This is a genomic window from Rathayibacter sp. SW19 (genome assembly GCF_030866825.1).
In the GTDB taxonomy this organism is placed as follows: domain Bacteria; phylum Actinomycetota; class Actinomycetes; order Actinomycetales; family Microbacteriaceae; genus Rathayibacter_A; species Rathayibacter_A soli.
The window spans coordinates 3,297,655-3,315,260 of sequence record NZ_CP133020.1; the positions used below are offsets into that span (position 1 = coordinate 3,297,655).

Sequence of the window (17,606 nt, forward strand, 5' to 3'; positions counted from 1 at the left end):
CGCACTTCCCCCGAAATCCACAAAAACACGAAGGAGAACTGATGACCACCGAACTCGCTACCCTCGAGCGCACTGCGGACGGGGGCCTCATTCGGTTCGAGCGACGACTCCCCTACCTCAGCGAGGAGGGATAAGAAATGAGCAGTAGTGAGAACGACACACGTGACACGCGGACTGCGAATGGTTCAGCCGGGGCGACGGAAGTTGCTGTGTGCCCACGTCGTTGCCCGAGGCCATGACCGGCAAGGCAAGCCCTGCGAAGGCGGCTGTCGGAGACAAGCCGGTCTTTGCGTACATCGCCAGTCTTCCGCGGCCGCAGCGTGACATCGCGGAGGCGGTAGACGCGCTGGCGGCCAAGACGCTGCCAAACCTCCAGAGAGCCGTGAAGTGGGGAATGGCGTATTACGGAATCGGCGGCAAGAGGCGGTAGACCCGCATCGCCCGTCTGCCGGGCATGCCCGCATCCCGGCCGATGGCAGTGCGACGTTGGCGCACAACGGCAGCAATACTGCAGACTGCCCGGATAGGGTTTGACCATGAGCGCTACCAAACCGGACCCGGCCAAGCCTCGACCGGTGAAGCGGGAACCGGTATACGCGTCGGCAATCGCCATCGGTCGCTTGTATTTCGGCGGCGTTCTGGCACTCAAGCCGATGGTCGCCGGGCGGGAGAATCTTCCGGACTACGGTGGGGCCGTGCTGGCGATCACTCATTTCGGATACCTGGACTTCGCGCTGACCGAGTGGGTGATCTGGAAACAGAACCGGCGTCGCATCCGTTTTCTTGCACAGAAGGGCGCATTCGACAAACCCGTCATCGGCTGGTTGCTGCGCGGCATGCGGCACATTTCGGTGGACATGCAGGCAGGCAAGGCAGCGTACGCGGAAGCCGTCGATGCGCTGCGCTCCGGCGAACTCCTCGGGATCTTTCCCGAAGCGGGCGTTAGCGCCTCATTCACTGTGCGTGACCTGAAGTCCGGCGCGATCAGAATGGCGGCAGAGGCCGGCGTTCCCGTTGTGCCGATCGCCATCTGGGGTGGCCAGCTGCTGAGGACCAAGAACCACAAATCACGGCTGCGCGAGGCGCGGCGAGCACCCATCGGCGTATCGATCGGCAAGCCGATCACGGTGCAGTCGACGGATGACGTCGGCTCGGCCACCGTGCAGTTGCGGCACACACTGCAGTCGCTGCTCGACGGACTGCAGCGTCGCTATCCCCGCGGCGGCGCCGGCCAGTGGTGGCAGCCCGCCCACCTGGGCGGCACGGCGCCGACGCCCGAAGTCGCCGCGGTCGCGGAGGCGAAGCGGCAGGCGCGCAAGACCGCGTTGCGCGAGGGTCGCGATCCGGGCGCGCCGCCAGAATAGGCGCAACTCAGAACTGGCAGCCGAGTGGCGGCATCCGCTCCGCCTGGGCAAGCGGAATCGCTACAGTCCGGTTGTGCCGAAGATCAACCCGAGAATGTAGGTTGCTGCTGCGGCACCGTAGCCGATTGCCAGTTGCCGCAAGGCGCGTTTCAGCGGCGGCGCACCGGAGAGCAGGCCGACGATCGCTCCGGTCGCCAGAAGCGCAACGCCGACGACCCCCGCGGCAGTCAGCACCGCCGCAGTGCCCTGTAGTCCGAAGAGGTAAGGCAGAACGGGCAGCAATGCGCCCGACGCGAAGAAGAGGAAGCTGGAGACGGCGGCCTGAAGGCCGGTGCCGAGCGCCTCATGCTCATCGGGCGTTTCGACGGCGGTTGCGGACCGACCGTCTGCCACAGCCCGAAGGACTTCGGTCGCGTGCGTCTTGGCGTCGTCTGGGGCCATGCCGCGTGCGCGGTACATGAGGGCGAGCTCGTTTGCGTCGAGGTCGAGGTGCGGCAGTGCGCCTTGCGTGTGCGGGCTGGGTGCGGATGCTTCGAGCAACTCGCGCTGCGACCGCACCGAGACGTACTCCCCCGCCCCCATCGACAGCGCGCCCGCGAGCAGCCCGGCGACGCCCGCCAGCAGCACGACCTGATTGGCAGCGCCGGCCGCTGCGAAGCCGAGCACAAGCGACAGGTTGCTGACCAGTCCGTCATTCATGCCGAAAACTGCGGCGCGGAACGTGCCGGAGAGACGGTTGCGGCCGCGCGCGGCGAGCCCTCGCACGACCTCTTCGTGAATCTGCTCGTCTGCGGCCATCGCCTGCGTTGCGTCGGCATCGTTTCGGTACGGCGACCGGGACTCCGCCCGTTGTGCGAGAGCGAGCACGAACACGGAGCCGAACCGGCGGGCGAGAAAGCCGATCAGCCGGGTGCGAATGTCACCACGGGGCGCTTTTCCCGCATCCGCACCGAGCAGGGTCAGCCAGTGCTGTTCATGCCGGGTTTCGGCATCCGCAAGCGCAAGCAGGATTTCTCGCTCTTCACCGTGGCGTCGCGAGGCAAGGTCACGGTAAACGGCCGCTTCTGCCCGCTCGTTGGCCAGATATTGCCGCCAGCGACGGATGTCGGCGGGCGTGCGAGCGGGGCTCGGCGTTGAGCCTTGTGGTGTTGGGTCTGGTGGTGTTGAGTCTGGTGGTGTTGTCGGCTGAGTCATCGCGGCTCCTTGGCAACTTCCGGCCTCGGCCCGGATGATCACGGAACCTCGATCAGAATCTTCTGACCGAAAGTCTCGCTCGCCCGCTGCGCGGGTGGCGCACCGGGCCGCCTATCCGAGGAGGCCAGTATGTCGACGCGTCGTTACGCCCGCTGTGCGGACGGTGGGAGCTACTCCCTTTCGATCTGTCCAGTGTACGGGAGCGGTGCCCTTGGGTCAGCCGCTATTGGACCAGAGGGTTGGCCGTACGGCTTTCCGTACTGAGCAGCACGATGACCTTGCCGCTGATGTCGCCCAGTCTCGCGCGGATCGCAGCATTGCCGAGCGCAACCCTGAGACCGGCCAGCGCAGCGGCGCCACACGGCCCGGAGTCGACACCGAGACGTTCGAGATCGTGCACGGCCTGCTCATCTTCCTCGTCGGTGACGGCTACAGCGATGTCGATACTCTGCTTCAGAATCGGCCAGGCAATGGTGGACACCGTGCCGCAGTTCATGCCGGCCATCCGTGTCTGCCCTGTTGCGACCGCAACCGGATGCCCCGCACTCAAGGATTCAATCAGACAGGCGGCGTCCCGGGGTTCAACGCTGATCAGCGTCGGCCGAGTCGCATTCGCTCCGCGGTCTGTGCCGCGGTAGTGCGCGGCACAGGCCTGAATCAGGGAACCAACGCCGCACGGCGTGACGACGACATCCGGCCCCGCCACACCGACGTCGGCCAGCTGTGCGTCGATCTCGCGGAAGATCGTGGAATATCCGTCGACGATCCAGGCGGGAATTTGCTCATAGCCATCCCAGGCTGTGTCTTGAACCAAGATTGCTTGCGGATCGGCAGCGGCAGCTGCTCGCGCCTGAGCGACCACATCGTCATATGGCGCATCGCACTCGGTCAGCGTCGCGCCTTCCCCGAGGATCCCGTCTTTTGCCCGTTGACCGATCTGTGCCGGCACGAAGATATGGGCGTCCAGCCGCAGCAGCCTGGCCATGTGGGCAACGGCCCGCCCGTGATTGCCGTCCGTCGCGCAGACCAACGTCAAGCCGGCATCCCCGCCGAATCGCGTTGCAAGCTCGTCGAACGTCCACCCGCGATCCGGATCTTCCGTGCGGGCGACCAGTGTCTGATAGACCGCCCAGGATGCGCCGACCATCTTGAAGGACGGCAGACCGAAGCGTTCAGCTTCCTCCTTGACGAAGACGCGACCGACGCCGAGGCCCGCTGCGAGCTCGGGGCATTCTCGCAATTCGGTCGACTGATACCCAGGCAACTGCACGTGAAAGTCCGTGATCTCTCGCGGAACCGCGGGTGTCACGTAGTCCTGCGTTCGCGCATTTTCCGTGATATACCATTTATCGGTAACAGACGTATCAGTCATACAACTATTATGTCGTGCACCTCAGCGGGTGGCAAGCGGTCGCGGGCTCAGCGCAGCACGACGGTGCGACGGCCCTGAGTAATCACTCGGCCCTCGCAGTGCCACCGCACGGCCATGGTCAGCGCGGCCGTTTCGGCATCTCGGCCGACCTCGGCAATGCCGTTCGGCTCCAGGGTGTGATCCACCGGAATCACCTGCTGGGCGATGATCGGGCCTTCGTCGAGATCGCCTGTGACATAGTGCGCGCTCGCGCCGACCAACTTCACTCCGCGTTCGTAGGCTTGAGCGTATGGCCTGGCGCCTTTGAAACTCGGCAGGAAGGAATGGTGGATGTTGATGCATTTGCCGGCCAGTTCCGCGCACAGCGTGTCGCTGAGCACCTGCATGTAGCGGGCCAGCACGATGAGTTCGACGTTGAAGCTTTCGATCAGTTCCAGCAGTCGACGCTCGGCCTCGGGCTTGGTCTCGGCTGTCACGGCCACATGGAAGAACGGGATGCCGTACCACTGAACCAAGCCCTCATGATCGCGATGATTCGACACGACCGCAACGACCTCGATAGGCAGATCACCGCTACGTGCACGGAACAGGAGGTCGTTCAGGCAGTGCCCGTACTTTGAGACCATGATGAGAACCCGTCGCTTCGTGCCTTGCCTCTCCAGGTTCCACCGCATCGAGAACTGCTCGGCAACGGGGCCGAAACCGCTGCGCAAGACATCCGTCGTCGATTCGTCACCGTCGCTGATGATGTGCACGCGCATGAAGAAGTGCCCGGCCCGGCGATCGCCGAACTGCTTGTTGTCGATGATGTCGCAACCGTGATCGAAAAGATACGCAGAAACAGCGCGGACGATGCCAGGCGCCTCTGGACAGTCCAGCGTCAACACATGCTCGATGGTGGGCTCGGAATCCGTCGCGCCGGGCTGGCGATAGGTGATGGTCATGGTTCACGCCACCTCCGGCTCGGCGAATTCGGCCATCGCGTCCAGCAACCACCGTGCCGTGTAGTCGGCGAACGAGGCTCGCGGGAGCAAACGGTAGGTGGGTGTGTCGTCGGTTTGCCACAGGATCACCGGTGCAGCACCGACCATGGTGACCACGGCCATCCCGGCCGCGAAGGCGCGCGGATGCAGGTCGATGCTGCAACCCTTTTCCAACACATCCCGGGCGCTTGGCCCACTCAACTCCAACGTCGTGCGGTTGGCAGACAGATCCACTACGAGGGCCGGAGATTCACCGAGCGCATCTGTGAGTAGTTGCGTCAGTTGCGTGGCGTCTTGCTCGCTGAACACCAGGAATTCATCGGGGCCAAGCCACAGAACATGGTTCACTGACCCGGCGCTCACGCGCCCGCATGCGGTCGGGATTTCAGCGCCAAGCACGCCCGCCAGGCGCGTGGCCTGCGGTGTTCCTGGGGCGATACGCACGGAGATCATGGTCGCAAAGGGGATCTCGCGCAGCGAAACACCACGGGGGCCCTGAACTGTCGCGCCCGCCATCGCAGACTGCAGGTGCACAAGAGGGCTGCGGGCCATATCCGGCCTGATCATCGCGGTCGGCTCAACCATCTCGTCTCTTTCCTTCCGGGTCGAAGAGCACGGTGGGCGCGACTTCGACTTCCACCAGCGCATCGCCGACGGGTGAGAGCAGGCGCTCGCCGATTCGGTTTCGCCCGTTCTTGATCAGTGCCAGGCCGAACGTGCGACCGAGCGCGACGCTCCGATAGCTCGACGTTACGAATCCTTCCATCGGGACCGGCCCGGCGTCGGGTGTGATCGCTGCCCCGAGTGCAACGAGTTGTGTACCTTCCGGCAGCAGAGTTGTGCGGTCCACCGGCAGTACAGAGACCAGGTGTTTGCGATCTTCACGGGCCGTGTCCGGTCGGCTGAATGAGCGTCGGCCGACGAAATCCTTGACTTTGGAGACCACCCAACCCATGCCGGCATCCTGTGGAGTGGTCGTACCGTCCGTGTCCTGGCCGACGATGACGAAACCCTTCTCGGCACGGAGCACGTCCATGGTCTCCGTGCCATACGGGGTGATGTCGAATTCGGCGCCTGCATCGGCGACGTCCTCCCAGACGGCCCGCCCGTACCAGGCGGAGACGTTGATCTCGAACGCGAGCTCACCGGAAAAGGAGATCCGGCAGATGCGCGCCGGAACTCCGGAGGCCAGCACCGTGGATCGGAAGGTCATGAACGGGAACGCTTCGGCAGAGACATCCAACTCAGGAGCCATCTTCGCGATCACGTTGCGAGCCAGCGGTCCGACCACCGGAATCGTGGTCCACTGTTCCGTGGCAGACGTGAAGTAGACGTCGAGTTCGGGCCACTCCGTCTGCGACCACTCCTCCAACCAGTCGAGGACCTTTGCCGCACCTCCCGTGGTCGTCGTCATGAAGTAGCAGTTCTCGGCAAGACGCAGGGTTGTGCCGTCATCGAAGATCATTCCGTCCGGCTGGCACATCACGCCGTAGCGCACAGAGCCGATCGCCAGCTTCTTGAACGCGTTGGTGTAGATGCGGTTCAAGAATTCGCCGGCGTCCGCACCGCGGATCTCGATCTTGCCGAGTGTGGTGCCGTCCATGAACGCAACGCCCTCGCGAGCGGCGCGACATTCGCGAGCGACGGCGGCAGCCATGTCCTCACCGGGCTGCGGGTAGAACCGAGGCCGCTTCCATTGTCCGACGTTGTCGAACACGGCACCGTGCTCGACGTGCCACGAATGAATCGACGTCTGCCGCGCGGGATCATAGAGTTCGCCGCGCTGCCGGCCCGCCAACGCGACCAACGCTACCGGGGTATACGGGGCACGGTACGTCGTCGTTCCGATCTCGCCCAACGACCGGCCGCCCAACAGGTCGGCGATAACTCCGATCGTATTGACGGCGGAGGTCTTCCCCTGATCGTTGGCCGTACTAATAGAGGTATAGCGTTTGACATGCTCGACGCTGCGCATTCCGGCGTGCGTGGCGCGAGCCACGTCTGCGACCGTCGAGTCACGCTGCAGATCGACGAAGTGGGTGACCCAGTCCTGTGCCTTGCCGGTCAGCCCAGGCACAAGCCAGATCGGCCGCGCTGCTGTGATGGCAACTGCCGATGCTCCAGAGACTGACGCTTGCGGCGCGGATGCAGCGGATGCAGACGCGGCGGGCGCTGCGAATCCCGCAGCGGCCGCTGCCTCGAAACCGGCGGCCGCACCACGGGTCAGGCAGTCGGCCAGCGCATAGTCGCCGTGGGCGGCCCCGACCACCTGCTGATCGCGGACCGCGCCATCCGGTACGAAAGCCGCGAGCTCATCGTCCCACCGCAGCTTGCCCTGCCGCTGACTGTGCAAGTGGACAACAGGGCTGTAGCCGCCGGAGACCGCCAGCACGTCGCACTCCACCGTTTCCACCACACCGTCCAGCGTGTTGTCTGCGTTCAGGCCCCCGATGAGCACACCGGCCAACCGCTTTTCACCGACGCCCGCAACCACGACACTGCCCGTGTACACGCGGGTGGAGGCGGCAGCGACCTCGGCAGCCCGAATGGAAAGCTTTGAGCGCGTGTCCGCGATGGCGACCACGTCGACTCCGGCATGCCTCAGGTCTGACGCGAGATCGTATGCGCAATCGTTGGTGGTCGAAATGACCACGCGAGAGCCTGCGGTCACCCCATAGCGGTTCAGGTAGGTGCGCACGGCAGAGGCGAGCATAATCCCGGGCAGGTCATTGTTCGCGAAGACCAGTGGACGCTCATGCGCCCCGGTGGCCACGATCACCTGCCGGGCGCGGATGTGCCAGATCCTCTGACGCGACACGTTCTGTGGAGCCGCTTCGCCGAGATGGTCGGTGCGGCGCTGGAGGGCGATCAAATAGTTGCTGTCGTAGCTGCCGAACACGGTCGTCCGGCTCAGCAGAGTGCACTCTGAATTCGCGGTCAGTTCCTGCACGGCTTCGTCAACCCATTCGGACGCAGGCACGCCGTCGATCGTCTCTGATCTCGAAGACAACAGCGCGCCGCCGAACTCGGCCTGCTCATCGATGACGATCACGCGCGCTCCACTGCGGGCAGCGGTACGCGCTGCCGACAAACCGGTTGGGCCCGCACCGATCACCAGAACATCGGTGTGAACGTACTTCTTGTCGTAGATCGACTCGTCCTCTGCGGGATCCAGTCGACCAACTCCAGAAAGCGTCTCGGCTTCCAACCCGTCGAACAGTTCAACGGTGGGCGCGGGAAGCATTGATTCCGCACAACGACCGTTGACCCTGATCATGGCGTTCGGCTCCTCGACGCCGGCCGCCACAATGCCGCGCGGTCGCCCGAGATAGATCGAATCCCCGACGGAAATCACCCCGTTTGCCAGCAGCGCAGACGCAACGGTGTCGCCGGGATGCCCGCTGAACGGCCGCCCATCGACCGTGAACCTCAGCTGCGTGCTGCGGTCGATTCTGCCGCCGGTCTGCAACCGCCTCGGCCCGATGTTCGGCTGGTCCGCGTCTGCCTGGTCCGCGTCGGCCTGCTCTGCCCCTGTCTGCTCCGGGCTCATCGGATGCCCCCGCCGGTTTCGAGCGCCGGTCGGTCCTGCCCCATCGGGTAAACGGCGAGGATCTCGTAGGTCACGGTGTCGCGCACAACGTTGAACCAACGTCTGCAGCCCGCCGAGTGCACCCAGCGCTCGGCAAACGGCCCCATCGGGTTGTCTCGATAGAACAGGTACTCTGCCCACTGCGTGTCGGACAGCTCGTCCTCTGCCGCGGGAAACGGGATGTGCGCCTGCCCGCCGTAGTGATATTCGGTTTCGTCACGGGGGCCGCAGTACGGGCACGTGATCAGAAGCATGGTGATTCTCCTAGTGAGCCACGGCAGCAGCGCCGTGTTCGTCGATGAGGGCGCCGGAGACGAATCGCTCCAACCCGTACGCCCGGTTCAGCGGGTGCGGTTCGCCGGTGGCGATGGTGTGGGCGAAGGTCCAGCCGGCCGCCGGTGTCGCCTTGAATCCGCCCGTGCCCCAGCCGCAATTCACAAACAGGTTCTCGACGGGTGTCTTGCTGATCACCGGCGAGGCATCCGGGGTCACATCCACGATGCCGCCCCAGGTGCGCAACACGTGGGCGCGCGCGAAGATCGGAAAGAGTTCGACCGCTGCCGCCATCTGGCTCTCGATCACATGGAACGAGCCGCGTTGCCCGTAACCGTTGAACGAATCGATGCCGGCCCCCATCACCAGTTCGCCCTTGTGCGCCTGCGACACGTAGACGTGCACGTGGTTCGACATCACCACGGTCGGGTGCACCTGCTCGTTCAGTTCAGAGACCAGAGCCTGCAAGGGATGCGATTGGATCGGCAGCCGGAAGCCGGCTTTTTCTGCAAGCACGCTGCTGTGCCCCGCGGCCGCCAGGCCGACCCTGCCCGTATTGATCCGCCCTCGGGTGGTCTCAACGCCGACGACGCGGTTGCCGTCTTTGACGAAGCCGGTGACTTCGCAGTTCTGGATGATGTCCACGCCCATTTCATCGGCCTTGCGCGCGAACGCCCAGGCAACGTGGTCGTGTTTGGCGATGCCGCCTCGCGGCTGATAGGTGCCACCGAGCACGGGGTAACGGATGTTGTCGGAGGTGTTCAGGATCGGGCACACCTCGCGAACCTGGTCGACGTCCAGCCACTCGGCGTCGATCCCGTTGAGCTTGTTGGCGCTGACCCGTCGCACACTTTCCCGTACATCAGACAGCGTGTGCGCCAGGTTCAGCACTCCGCGCTGGCTGAACAGGAAGTCGTATTCGAGCTCTTCCGGCAGCTTCTCCCACAGTTTGAGTGCGAACTCGTAGATCGCCGCGCTCTCGTCCCACAGGTAGTTCGACCGAATGATCGTCGTGTTGCGTGCCATGTTGCCGCCCGCCAGCCAGCCGCGCTCGAGAATGGCGATATTCGTCATGCCATGGTTCTTGGCCAGATAGTATGCGGTCGTCAGACCGTGACCGCCACCGCCGACGATGACGGCATCATAGGAGCGCTTGGGGTCCGGGTTGCGCCAGAGAAAGTCAGGATGCTCGGGAAGCACGTCAACCATAGATTTCCCCTTCGAGTGCGTGATATTTCGCCCTCAATAATCTGATATATCAGCAGTGTCTCCATGTTAGGGTGAATGTTGTATCAAGTCAATCGTCCGGGGGAATTCGCTCGAACGACGAGGCGAAGGAGTTCGATCGTGAGTCTGACCACAGATCTTCCGGGCACTGAGTCACCATCGCTTTCTTTGGCGGATGCCGCGTACCAGCAACTCCGCGACAAGCTGATCATGCTCGACATCCGGCCGGGCGACCCCATCAACGATGGACTCCTGGCGGGGGAATTGCAGATGGGCCGCACCCCTGTGCGTGAAGCACTCAAGCGGTTGGAAAGCGACCACCTGGTCGTCTCATACGCCCGGCGCGGCACGTTCGCCACCACCGTCGACATCACAGAGTTGGCAGACGTGTCTGAGATCCGCGAACTCCTGGAACCCCTCGCTGCCCGCCGCGCAGCCAAGATGTCCACACCATCGATGCGCAGACAGCTGCGCGAGGTCGCTGGAACAATATCCTCCATCGCATCGGCAGCCACCGGCGATCAGCGTGAACTGATGCGCTATGACATCACCGTTCACCGCCTGATCTACCGTGCAGCCGCCAACCGGCACCTCGAAGACGTTCTGGTGCGCTACGACAACCTCGCCACCCGGATCTGGTGCCTGGTGCTCGACAAAGTGCCAACCGTCACAGGACACATTGCCGAGCACGCACAACTCTTGGAGGCGATTGCCGACGGCGACGAAGCACGGGCCGAGCGGCTCGCGCTGGAGCACGTGATCAACTTCGGGGCGACCATCCGCGACGTGCTCTGAGCATTCCGCACGGCTAGGTTCAACAACGCAGTCGAGCGCCCTCCGGGTCGAACGCCGGCTCGACCGCCACCGTCGCCGGTATGCGCCTGCCGAAATACCCGATCTCGACGTGGGTACCAGGCACGGCGTGTTCGGCCGGCAGCCAGGCGTAGGCCAGCGGCGTGCCGAGCGTATACCCGTATCCGGCGGAGGTCACGTAGCCCACGACGCGGTCACCGTGGAACACAGGCTCTGACCCGACTACAACGCCGTTCGGGTCGTCGATGAGAAGAAGGCTGAGTCTCCGTTCGGGCGCGGGCGCGTCAACCAGCGCATCTCGGCCGAGGAATGACGGCTTGTTCATCCGCACCGCGAACTCGAGCCCCGCTTCGGCGGGCGTGTGGTCGTTGTTCATATCCGCGCCGAACGAACGGTAGCCCTTCTCAAGGCGCAATGCATTGAACGCGCCCCTGCCGGCCGCGATGATGCCGTGTTCCGCTCCTGCGCTCATCAGGGTGTCCCAGAGGGTCAGACCAAGGTCGGCGGTGCAATACAACTCCCAACCCAACTCACCGACATAAGACAGTCGCAGCGCCGTCACCTCGACCAGGCCGAGATAGCCGGTCTTGGCCTTGAAGTATCCAAATCCTTGATGCGAGAAGTCGGTGTCCGTCAGAGACTGCACCACCGCACGCGCCTTCGGACCCCAGATGCCGATGCAGCACGTGCCCGGCGTGCTGTCTCTCACCTGCACCGCGCTTGCCGCGGGCAGCCGCCGGCGCATCCAATCCTCATCGATCGCACCGTTCGCTCCGACCTGATAGAACTCCTCCCCGAGCCGCGCGACGGTCACGTCCGAGTGGATGTGCCCGTTCTGATCGAGCATCAAGCAGTACGTGACAGAGCCGATGGCCCGGTCGACGTTGCCAGTGACCAGCTCCTGCAAGAAGGCCGTCGCACCGGGGCCGGTCACCTCGAGTCGCTTGAGCGCGGTCATGTCGTAGATGGCGACATCCGTTCGAGTGATGGCCGCCTCGGCGGCGACGGTTGGCGACCAGAAGCGCGCCGCCCACTCGTCCGGCCTTGGGATATTCCAGCCGGTGTTCCGGTCGCTGCAAACCAACCCATCGTTCGCCGCGTACCACTGCGGGCGCTCCCACCCGTTGGCCTCCAAGAAGACCGCGCCCAGCTCCTGCTGGCGCGGATAGAACGGTGTGGTGCGAAGTGGCCGGGAGTGCTCCTTGGGTTGCAGCGGGTGCAGGATGTCGTATACCTCAACGAAGTTCTGACTATCAGTGGCCTCAACGTAGGTCGGCCCGAGCTGGAACTTCTCGAATCTGTTGATGTCACACGCGTGCAGGTCAAAGGACGTGCACTGCCCGTCGACGATCCATTCGGCCATCGCTCGGCCGACTCCAGCCGAATGCGTGACCCAGACCGCCTCAGCGAACCAGAAGCCGTCGAGGCTCGGGTGCGGCCCGAGCAGCGGCATGTTGTCAACCGTGAAGGAGAACACGCCGTTGATCTCGCCCTCCAACTCCGCTCCCCTTGTTGCCGGCAGGATGCGCGCGCTTTCGGTCAGCGCGAACTCGAAGTCCTCCGGCGTGAACGGCAGCACCGATGGCATCGATCCGGCGCGCTCCACATCCGACCAGTGCGTCAGCTCGTCCACGGCCACCGGCATCGGCCGGTGACGATACGAGCCGATCCCGAGGCCTTGGAAATTCTGCCGGTAGTAAAGGTCGGCGTCCTGATGACGCAGCACAGGCAATATTGCCTCGGCGCTGCCTCGGTTGGACAGTGCAGCGAGCGGTTTCGTCCAGGTGTGCTGGTGCGCCAGCGGCGTCAAGGCGAGTCGCTGGTCGACCAGCGCGGCAATCTTCGGCCCCCAAATACCCGCGCAGCAGACCACGATGTCTGCGTCCAGGTGTCCCCGGTCGGTGTCGATACCGGTCACCTTGCCACCCGAGGTCGTCACCCCGAGCACTTCGTGATGGTCCAGCACCCGAGCACCACGAGACACCGCCCGATCCAGCTGGGCCGCGATACCGCGAACCGATTTGGCGATACCGTCTCCTGGCACATAGAGCCCGGCTTGTACGACAGTCGGGTCCAGCAGATCCCAGGTCGCAGCAGCTTCTGAGGCGTCCATCAGCCTGGCGCCCGTCAGACCCCAGGCCTGGGCGAAGCCCAGGCGCCGTTGCAGTTCTTTGGCCCGTTCCGGCGTCGTCGCAATTTCCAGGCCGCCGACAGGCAGGAAGCACGGCTGACCGTTCCACTGCAAGCCGCCCAGCTTGTCGACGGTGTACTTCGCCAGCTGTGTCATCACCTGTGACCCGTTGGTTTGAAACACGACCCCCGGCGCGTGCGAACTCGAGCCGCCCGCTTCCGGCAACGGCCCAGCATCCACCACAGTGACGTCGCTCCAGCCCTTCGCGGTGATCTCGTCCGCCAGCGCGGCGCCGACCACACCGCCTCCGATGACTATTACTCTCGGCTGAGCCGTTGATGTGACCATTTCGCTTCGCAACGCACTTTCTCTTGAGAGCCGGGCACCCGGTTCCCCGAGTGCCCGGCGCGTACTGTGATGATTGGCCGATCGGATCCGGGCTGCTGCCGGATCTTCTGAACCAGGTGTCCTACCTGAGCAAGCGCCCTACTTCAGCCAGGCGTCGACCTTGCTCTTGTTAGCGTCAACCCATTTCTTAGCGGCAGCCGCCGGCGTCATCTTGTCTGCCGTGATGTACTTCGCAACCAGGTTCTGGTCATCGTTGGTCCAGTGGAAGTTCTTCAACAGGTTGGCTGCCGGCTTGTTATTCTTCTCCAGCTTCACCGACATGATCTTGTTCAGCGGGTCCGTCGGATAGTCGCAGGCGACTGCGGCAGCGACGGCATCACAGCCGGCTGTGTATGCAGGAAGCTTCACATTCTTCAAGGGCACCTCGGAGAGGAACCACTGCGGTGAGTAGAAGTAACCGATCATCCACGTCTTGTTCGTCTCCGCAGAACGGAACGCCTGAATCAGTGCGGCCTCCGAGCCGGAGTACACCACTTTGAAGTTGAGCTTCAAGTTCGTCATGAGCGCCGCGTCGTTTGTGACGAACGAGGGATCACCGTCGAGGAACTGGCCCTGCCCGCCGGATTCCGGCGTCTTGAAGTTCTCCGCGTACTTGTTCAGGTTCTTCCAATCGAGAATATCGGGGTGCGCCTTTGCCAACCACGGCGGAACGAACCAGCCGATCTTTCCGATGTTTCCGGTCAAGCCGGCGTCCACGGCGACTTTCTGATCGGTGATGTACTTCTTCGCCAGGTCTTCGTGACCCCAGTTTTCGATGATCGCGTCGACAGTTCCGTCTCCGAGACCTTGCCAGCCAACCTGCTCGGCGAGAGGCAACTGCTTGATCGTGCATCCCAGCCGCGTTTGCGCGACATAGGTATATACGGCAGCGTCTGCCGTGTAACCGACCCAGTCGCTCATTGCGAGGTTGACGTTGCCGCATTTCGATGCGGCAGCGGTTGAGCCACCGCCGGTATTCAGCGAGCTACTACACCCGGTGATCAGCAGCAGGGCTGTTGTCAGCACGGCTGCGCTACTGAGGTAGCGCTTCCGGCTCACGTTGTTGCGTGCCATGGTTTATTCCTTTCTTGGTGCGTTGAGTGCGTCTTTCCACCGGAGTGTCACCCGCAGCGGCGGGCACCCGGGCATTCCTCTTTGCCGCTGCTTGCGTGATGCGGTCGAGCATGATGCCGAGCATCACGATTGCGATGCCGGCGGCAAGACCCTTGCCGAACAGCGGGAGTTGGACAAAGCCCGCCACAACGTCGTAGCCGAGGGCGCCGGCACCGACGAGGCCGCCGATAACAACCATGGCCAGAACATAGATGAGGCCTTGATTCGTGGCGAGCATGAGAGACGTCTTGGACATCGGAAGCTGCACCTTGGTGATGGTCTGCCATGGGCTGGTGCCGGTGGACTCTGCCGCTTCCACGGTCTCTTTCGAGACCGCCACGACACCGTCGGCGATGATCTTGATCGCGACGGGTGCTGCGTAGATCACTGCGGCAACGATGGCGGTGAACCGTGACGCGCCGAAAAGCCCGAGGAACGGCACAAGGTAAACGAACGACGGCATTGTCTGGGCTGCGTCGAGGCCTGGGCGGATGAACCGATCGATCCGCGCTGACCGCCCCATTGCCACCCCGACCACGATCCCGAGAATCATGGTGGCGATCGTGGCGATGATCGTTGAAGCAAGCGTGATCATGGAGTCTTCCCACAGCCCGACTGCGACGATCACGGCAAGGCAGGCCGCCGAAACAGCGGCCGCTTTGATCCCGCCGAACACCAGTGCAATGGTGAGGATGACCAGTATCACGATCACAAACGGTGTTTGGGTCAGCATGGCCTGGAACGGGTTCAAGATCCAAACGGTAAAGCCCTGATTGAGGCCGATCGTGACTAATGCAAACGTACTCTGCAGCCAGTTGCTGAAAGAGTTGACCGCGTCGCTGAGCCATCCTCCGATGTCAACCCCGGCCGGGAATTGCGCTGCCCACAGAAAGGTGCGCGACAGATATATTGCGATCAGCGTGATGACCAGGCCAATGACGAGCCCGATCCGGCGAGCACGTTTGCGTGCAGGGTTGGCGCTGCGTGCGGCAACCTCGGCCCGGGTACCCGTTGCGGTTGTCACCCGGTCGAGCACAATGGCCATGATGACGATCGCAAGGCCCGCAACGAACGCAATTCCGACGTTGAGGGACTGAAGGCCCTGCAACACCGGTTGGCCCAAGCCGGGTGCCGCGATCAGCGCCGCAATGGTGACCATTGACAGCGCGGCCATCACCGTCTGGTTGATACCGATCACGATTGACCGGCGCGCCAGGGGCAGCAGAACAGTCCAGAGTCGCTGAGACCGCCCGATGCCGAGTGAGTCTGCGGCTTCCGCAATCGTTGGTGGCACGGTCCGGATGCCGTGGGCCGTCAACCGCGTCACCGGCGGCGCCGCGTAAATGACGGTTGCGATCACCGCAGACGCAGGGCCGATCGAGAATAACAGGGCCAAAGGCGCGAGGTAAACGAATGACGGCAGGATCTGCATGAAGTCGAGTACCGGCGTGACCCATCGCTCAACGCGCGTACTGAGCCCTGCAGCGATGCCGACGGGTATCCCGATCAAAAGGGAGAAGAACACAGCGGCGAAGGTCAGAGCGAGCGTCGCCATCGACTCGGTCCACAGTCCGAGTAGCCCAAGCATCAGGAACCCGACCGCCGTGAGGATGGCGACCTTGTAGTTTCCGAGCAGCCATGCAAGCCAGGTGACGAGCGCGACGACGCCGAGCCAGCCAATCTGTGGGAGCTGTAATCCGACATTGGTTTGAACGAAGAGTTGCGTGAACACCGAAGCGACCCAGCCGACGGTATCGCGGATCGCGTCGAAGAAGTACACGAAAAGCGGGCTGCTGTCGCGGTTGTTCCCGACCCAGGCGTTGACTTCGTTCAGCCACAATTGGAAGGGTGTCGATTGCGCGGTCTGCAATGGCAAGTTCAACATGTTGTTGAACACACGCCACGCGATCAGCCACACCACGACCACGATCGCGACGATGATCACCCAGCGAGGTAGCTTGCCGCGCTGTTGTGGTTTGATCGCGCTATCCGACACGATTTCACTCGCCGACATTAGAAGCTTTTCACTCCGGCGACTTCGCGCAGAACCGCGTCACGATCGACGACGCCGATCACCGTGCCGTTCTGGACGACGCGCACCGGAATCGGCGAGCCGAGCACCGCTGGGATCGCGTCGACGATCACGGTGTCCGACGCGACGCTCGGTCCATCACCTGGGAGCCCGTCTGGGACCGGTTGGACCACCCACTTGACGGTGAGCACTTGCGCTCGCGAAACATCAGAGACGAAGTCCGCGACGTAGTCGTTGGCCGGTGCCCCGACCAACTCGTCACCGGTGCCGATTTGAACCAATTCCCCGTGCCCCATGATCAGAATGCGATCGCCGAGCTTGAGCGCCTCAGACAAATCATGGGTGACGAAGACCATGGTCTTGCCCATGTCGCGGTGCAGCCGGATGACCTCAGCCTGCATGTCGCGCCGAATCAACGGGTCCAGCGCGGAGAAGGGCTCATCGAACAGCAAGACGTCCGGGTCGGACGCAAGCGCCCTGGCCAACCCGACGCGCTGCTGCATGCCGCCAGAAAGCTGATCGGGAAAACGCTCCTCGTAACCATGCAACCCGACGAGCTCGATCACCTCATGCGCACGGGCACGGCGGGCTGCCTTGGCGATCCCCCGCACCTCCAAGCCGAATGACACATTGTCTATCACGGAGCGAAAAGGGAGCAAACCGAAGTGCTGAAAAACCATCGAGACCTTGCGGCGCCGCACGTCGCGCAAGTCCTTGGTGCCGAGCCCGAGGACGTCCCGGCCACCCATGAGAACTTGACCTGAGGTCGGCTCGATCAACCGTGTGAAGCACCGGACCAGCGTCGATTTGCCCGATCCGGAAAGCCCCATGATCACGAACACTTCGCCTCGCCCGACGTCGAAGCTGACGTTGCGCACGGCTGCTACGCAACCGGTCTTCTCCAGGATGTCCGCTGCGCTCAGTTCTGCCAGTGAGCTGTCGGCAGCGATCTTCGCCGCATCGGAGCCGAAGACTTTCCACAGGTTCTTGATGGAGAAGTCTGCGCCTTCCGACGCAGCATCGCTCTCCGTCGCTGTTGCTGCCGGTGCAATTGTGCTCATCATCGTTCCCTGCGTCATCGAAGGTCTGCGCTATCGAAGGTCTACGTCATCGAAGGCGCGCGTTACG

At 63.4% G+C, this 17,606-nt stretch carries 14 protein-coding genes; 3 read left to right on the forward strand and 11 right to left on the reverse strand.

What is annotated here, in order from left to right; translation table 11 throughout:
- The first annotated feature begins 211 nt into the window (after nt 1-211).
- Both QU604_RS15435 and QU604_RS15440 read left to right on the forward strand, forming a co-directional pair.
- On the forward strand, nt 212-430 hold the full coding sequence (locus tag QU604_RS15435; protein WP_308465504.1) for a hypothetical protein: 219 nt from the start codon (nt 212-214) through the stop codon (nt 428-430).
- Between the two features lie 106 nt (nt 431-536).
- The gene (locus QU604_RS15440; RefSeq protein ID WP_308465505.1) at nt 537-1,364 is read left to right on the forward strand and encodes a lysophospholipid acyltransferase family protein; all 828 of its coding nucleotides are present in this window, start codon (nt 537-539) and stop codon (nt 1,362-1,364) included.
- A 60-nt stretch (nt 1,365-1,424) separates the two neighbouring features.
- Here QU604_RS15440 and QU604_RS15445 read toward each other — a convergent pair whose 3' ends face one another.
- From QU604_RS15445 to QU604_RS15475, 7 genes are all read right to left on the reverse strand, one after another.
- Nucleotides 1,425-2,558: a VIT1/CCC1 transporter family protein gene (locus QU604_RS15445; protein ID WP_308465506.1), complete on the reverse strand. Its 1,134-nt coding sequence runs from the start codon at nt 2,556-2,558 to the stop codon at nt 1,425-1,427.
- Between the two features lie 223 nt (nt 2,559-2,781).
- On the reverse strand, nt 2,782-3,930 hold the full coding sequence (locus QU604_RS15450) for a pyridoxal-phosphate dependent enzyme (protein ID WP_308465507.1): 1,149 nt from the start codon (nt 3,928-3,930) through the stop codon (nt 2,782-2,784).
- A gap of 47 nt (nt 3,931-3,977) precedes the next feature.
- The gene (purU, locus tag QU604_RS15455; RefSeq protein ID WP_308465508.1) at nt 3,978-4,874 is read right to left on the reverse strand and encodes a formyltetrahydrofolate deformylase; all 897 of its coding nucleotides are present in this window, start codon (nt 4,872-4,874) and stop codon (nt 3,978-3,980) included.
- A 3-nt stretch (nt 4,875-4,877) separates the two neighbouring features.
- Nucleotides 4,878-5,498, reverse strand: coding sequence for a sarcosine oxidase subunit gamma (locus QU604_RS15460; RefSeq protein WP_308465509.1), 621 nt, complete (start codon nt 5,496-5,498; stop codon nt 4,878-4,880).
- Complete coding sequence (locus QU604_RS15465) at nt 5,491-8,463, reverse strand: sarcosine oxidase subunit alpha family protein (RefSeq protein WP_308465510.1); 2,973 nt, start codon at nt 8,461-8,463, stop codon at nt 5,491-5,493. The genes QU604_RS15460 and QU604_RS15465 overlap by 8 nt, the downstream gene beginning before the upstream one ends.
- Entirely contained in the window at nt 8,460-8,756 is a 297-nt protein-coding gene (locus QU604_RS15470; RefSeq protein WP_308465511.1) for a sarcosine oxidase subunit delta, read from the reverse strand. Before QU604_RS15470 ends, QU604_RS15465 begins: the two co-directional genes overlap by 4 nt.
- A 10-nt stretch (nt 8,757-8,766) precedes the next feature.
- A complete protein-coding gene (locus QU604_RS15475; RefSeq protein ID WP_308465512.1) occupies nt 8,767-9,984 on the reverse strand; it encodes a sarcosine oxidase subunit beta family protein in 1,218 nt (405 codons plus the stop codon).
- Nucleotides 9,985-10,122: 138 nt separating this feature from the next.
- Here QU604_RS15475 and QU604_RS15480 point away from each other — a divergent pair, with 138 nt between their 5' ends.
- The gene (locus QU604_RS15480) at nt 10,123-10,797 is read left to right on the forward strand and encodes a GntR family transcriptional regulator (RefSeq protein WP_308465513.1); all 675 of its coding nucleotides are present in this window, start codon (nt 10,123-10,125) and stop codon (nt 10,795-10,797) included.
- Between the two features lie 19 nt (nt 10,798-10,816).
- Here QU604_RS15480 and QU604_RS15485 read toward each other — a convergent pair whose 3' ends face one another.
- The 4 genes from QU604_RS15485 to QU604_RS15500 form a co-directional block, all read right to left on the reverse strand.
- Nucleotides 10,817-13,294, reverse strand: a complete 2,478-nt coding sequence (locus QU604_RS15485) for a GcvT family protein (RefSeq protein WP_308465514.1) — start codon at nt 13,292-13,294, stop codon at nt 10,817-10,819.
- Between the two features lie 138 nt (nt 13,295-13,432).
- Nucleotides 13,433-14,407, reverse strand: coding sequence for an ABC transporter substrate-binding protein (locus tag QU604_RS15490; protein ID WP_308465515.1), 975 nt, complete (start codon nt 14,405-14,407; stop codon nt 13,433-13,435).
- Nucleotides 14,367-16,460 carry an ABC transporter permease gene (locus QU604_RS15495; RefSeq protein WP_308465516.1) on the reverse strand — a complete coding sequence of 698 codons (2,094 nt, stop codon included), beginning with the start codon at nt 16,458-16,460 and terminating at the stop codon, nt 14,367-14,369. The genes QU604_RS15490 and QU604_RS15495 overlap by 41 nt, the downstream gene beginning before the upstream one ends.
- Entirely contained in the window at nt 16,460-17,542 is a 1,083-nt protein-coding gene (locus QU604_RS15500; protein ID WP_308465517.1) for a quaternary amine ABC transporter ATP-binding protein, read from the reverse strand. The genes QU604_RS15495 and QU604_RS15500 overlap by 1 nt, the downstream gene beginning before the upstream one ends.
- Nucleotides 17,543-17,606 lie beyond the last annotated feature (64 nt).

What these genes read in the sequence shown, in the direction of transcription:
- QU604_RS15440 (WP_308465505.1), top strand. Translation starts at nt 537, where the DNA reads ATGAGCGCTACCAAACCGGACCCGGCCAAGCCTCGACCGGTGAAGCGG.
- QU604_RS15445 (WP_308465506.1), bottom strand. Translation starts at nt 2,558, where the DNA reads ATGACTCAGCCGACAACACCACCAGACTCAACACCACCAGACCCAACA.
- QU604_RS15450 (WP_308465507.1), bottom strand. Translation starts at nt 3,930, where the DNA reads ATGACTGATACGTCTGTTACCGATAAATGGTATATCACGGAAAATGCG.
- purU (WP_308465508.1), bottom strand. Translation starts at nt 4,874, where the DNA reads ATGACCATCACCTATCGCCAGCCCGGCGCGACGGATTCCGAGCCCACC.
- QU604_RS15460 (WP_308465509.1), bottom strand. Translation starts at nt 5,498, where the DNA reads ATGGTTGAGCCGACCGCGATGATCAGGCCGGATATGGCCCGCAGCCCT.
- QU604_RS15465 (WP_308465510.1), bottom strand. Translation starts at nt 8,463, where the DNA reads ATGAGCCCGGAGCAGACAGGGGCAGAGCAGGCCGACGCGGACCAGGCA.
- QU604_RS15470 (WP_308465511.1), bottom strand. Translation starts at nt 8,756, where the DNA reads ATGCTTCTGATCACGTGCCCGTACTGCGGCCCCCGTGACGAAACCGAA.
- QU604_RS15475 (WP_308465512.1), bottom strand. Translation starts at nt 9,984, where the DNA reads ATGGTTGACGTGCTTCCCGAGCATCCTGACTTTCTCTGGCGCAACCCG.
- QU604_RS15485 (WP_308465514.1), bottom strand. Translation starts at nt 13,294, where the DNA reads ATGGTCACATCAACGGCTCAGCCGAGAGTAATAGTCATCGGAGGCGGT.
- QU604_RS15490 (WP_308465515.1), bottom strand. Translation starts at nt 14,407, where the DNA reads ATGGCACGCAACAACGTGAGCCGGAAGCGCTACCTCAGTAGCGCAGCC.
- QU604_RS15495 (WP_308465516.1), bottom strand. Translation starts at nt 16,460, where the DNA reads ATGTCGGCGAGTGAAATCGTGTCGGATAGCGCGATCAAACCACAACAG.
- QU604_RS15500 (WP_308465517.1), bottom strand. Translation starts at nt 17,542, where the DNA reads ATGATGAGCACAATTGCACCGGCAGCAACAGCGACGGAGAGCGATGCT.